The organism is Streptomyces sp. AC627_RSS907 (assembly GCF_019049165.1).
Genome location: NZ_JAGMUE010000359.1, coordinates 1 through 2,625, shown reverse-complemented (window position 1 = coordinate 2,625; position 2,625 = coordinate 1). Strand labels below are relative to the sequence as shown.

The following is a 2,625-nucleotide window of genomic DNA, read 5'->3' as shown; positions in this document are numbered from 1 at the left end:
TGATGCGGATGCTGTGGCGGTGGCTCTGCGGGGTGAGAGGGTCACGGGGGTGGTGCATGCGGCGGGTGTGCTGGATGACGGTCTGCTGACTGATCTGTCTGCGGAGCGGTTGGATGCGGTCTTCGGTGCGAAGGTGGACGCGGCCCGTAACCTTCTCGCGGCGACCGAGGGTCAGGATCTCGCGGCGTTCGTGTTGTATTCGTCGGCTGCGGGTCTGTTCGGCAATGCGGGTCAGGCGAACTACGCGGCGGCGAACGCGTTTTTGGATGCCTATGCGAGCAGTCTGCGTTCCGGGGGTGTCCCGGCGACGTCACTCGCGTGGGGTCTGTGGGACGCCGGTATGGGCGAGAGCTTGTCGGCGGTGGACCGGGATCGTATGCGGCGCGGTGGCATCCTGCCGTTGACCGTGGAACAGGGCCTGGCCGCCTTCGACGCCGCACTCGGTGCCGGCACACCCCTGGTCGTCCCGCTGGCGATCGACACCGCCGCACTCCGAGAAGCCACCGGCGTACCAGCGCTGCTGCAGGGATTTGTCGGCACCCCGAACCGCTCGACCGGCGGTACCACCTTCGGGCGGCAACTGGCCGCCCTGCGCGCCGGACAGCGCGTCGATGCGGTGCTCGGTCTGGTCCGGGCCCAGGTGGCGGACGTACTCGGTTACGGCAGGGCCGAGGACGTCGACCCCGAGCGCGCCTTCAACGAACTGGGCTTCGACTCGCTCACCGCGGTCGAGCTGCGCAACCGCCTGGCCACAGTCACCGGACTACGGCTGCCGTCCACACTGGTCTTCGACTATCCGAACGCCACCGTACTCGCTGGACACCTCGCCGCCGAACTGGCCGGCGCGGCGCCCGAGGGGGCCACACCGACGCTCGCCGCCCGAACCGACGAGCCGATCGCGATCGTCGGTATGGCCTGCCGCTACCCCGGCGGGGTGAACAGCCCGGACGAGCTGTGGGACCTGGTCGCCAACGGCCGTGACGCGATCGGTGCCTTCCCCGACGACCGGGGCTGGGACCTGGAGAACCTGTACCACCCCGACCCCGACCACCCCGGCACCTCGTACGCCCGGGAAGGCGGATTCCTCTACGGTGCCGGGGACTTCGATCCAGCGGTGTTCGGCATCTCGCCGCGTGAGGCCCTCGCCATGGACCCGCAGCACCGCCTGCTGCTGGAGACGTCGTGGGAGGCGTTCGAGCGGGCCGGGATCGACCCGTCGGGACTGCGTGGTTCACGGACGGGCGTGTTCACCGGGGTCATGTACGGGGACTACGCGACCGTCCTGGAACAGGCCGAGGCACAGGTCGAAGGCTTCTTCGGGACCGGCGGCAGTGTGGCGTCGGGGCGGGTGTCGTACACGTTCGGTCTTGAGGGGCCGGCGGTGACGGTGGACACGGCGTGTTCGTCGTCGTTGGTGGCGTTGCACCTGGCGGTGCAGGCGCTGCGCAGTGGCGAGTGCGACGCGGCACTGGCCGGCGGCGTCACCGTGATGTCCACGCCGAACACCTTCGTCGGCTTCTCGCGGCAGCGGGGTCTGGCGGCTGACGGGCGGTGCAAGTCGTTCGCGGAGGGTGCGGACGGTACGGGGTGGGGTGAGGGCGTCGGTATCCTCCTGGTGGAGCGACTGGCCGACGCCGAGCGCCTCGGGCACCCGGTGCTCGCCGTGGTCCGGGGCAGCGCGGTCAACCAGGACGGCGCGTCGAACGGGTTGACGGCTCCGAACGGTCCCTCGCAGCAGCGGGTGATCCGTCAGGCCCTGGCGAACGCGCGGGTCTCCGCCGCCGACGTGGATGTGGTGGAGGCGCACGGTACGGGGACGCCGCTGGGCGACCCGATCGAGGCGCAGGCGCTGCTGGCGACCTACGGGCAGGACCGTGCGGCCGGTGAGCCGTTGTGGCTGGGCTCGGTGAAGTCCAACCTGGGACACACGCAGGCGGCTGCGGGCGTGGCTGGGATCATCAAGATGGTGCAGGCGATGCGGCACGGGGTACTGCCCCGTACCCTGCACGTCGACGAGCCCTCTTCCCAGGTGGACTGGGCCTCGGGTGCGGTGGAGCTGCTGACCGAGGAACGGCCCTGGGATGTCGAGGGCCGGCCGCGGCGTGCGGCGGTGTCGTCCTTCGGCATCAGCGGGACGAACGCTCACGTCATCGTCGAATCCGTACCGGCCACCGCTCCGGCGGAGATGTCGTTCCCGGAGCTCCCCGCTGTCCCGGTGGTCCTCACCGCTGCGACGGAGCGGGCCCTTACCGGACAGGCCGAGCGGCTTCGCGAGTACCTGCTGACCCACTCGGATGCCTCGGTGGCAGACGTCGCCTGGACGCTCGCACACCGTGCGCCGTGGACCCGGCGCACGGTGTTGCTGGCCGCGGATCGCGACCAGTTGCTCGAGGCGCTCGCTGGTCTGCCGCCGGCATCCGTGGGAGCTCGTTCCGGGACTTTGGCGGTGGTGTTCACCGGGCAGGGGTCGCAGCGGGTGGGTATGGGCCGGGAGTTGTATGAGGTGTTTCCGGTGTTCGCGGCGGCTTATGACGAGGTGTGTGGGGCGCTGGGTCTGTCGCTGGGTGGTCTGGGTGCGGGGGAGTTGGAGGAGACGGGTTGGGCGCAGCCTGCGATCTTTGCGCT

At 70.3% G+C, this 2,625-nt stretch carries 1 protein-coding gene; it reads left to right on the top strand.

All coding sequences use genetic code 11. The features are described 5' to 3' along the window. The coding region (locus KUM32_RS35775) for a beta-ketoacyl synthase N-terminal-like domain-containing protein (RefSeq protein WP_217146083.1) at positions 1 to 2,625 on the top strand (2,625 nt) is incomplete at both ends.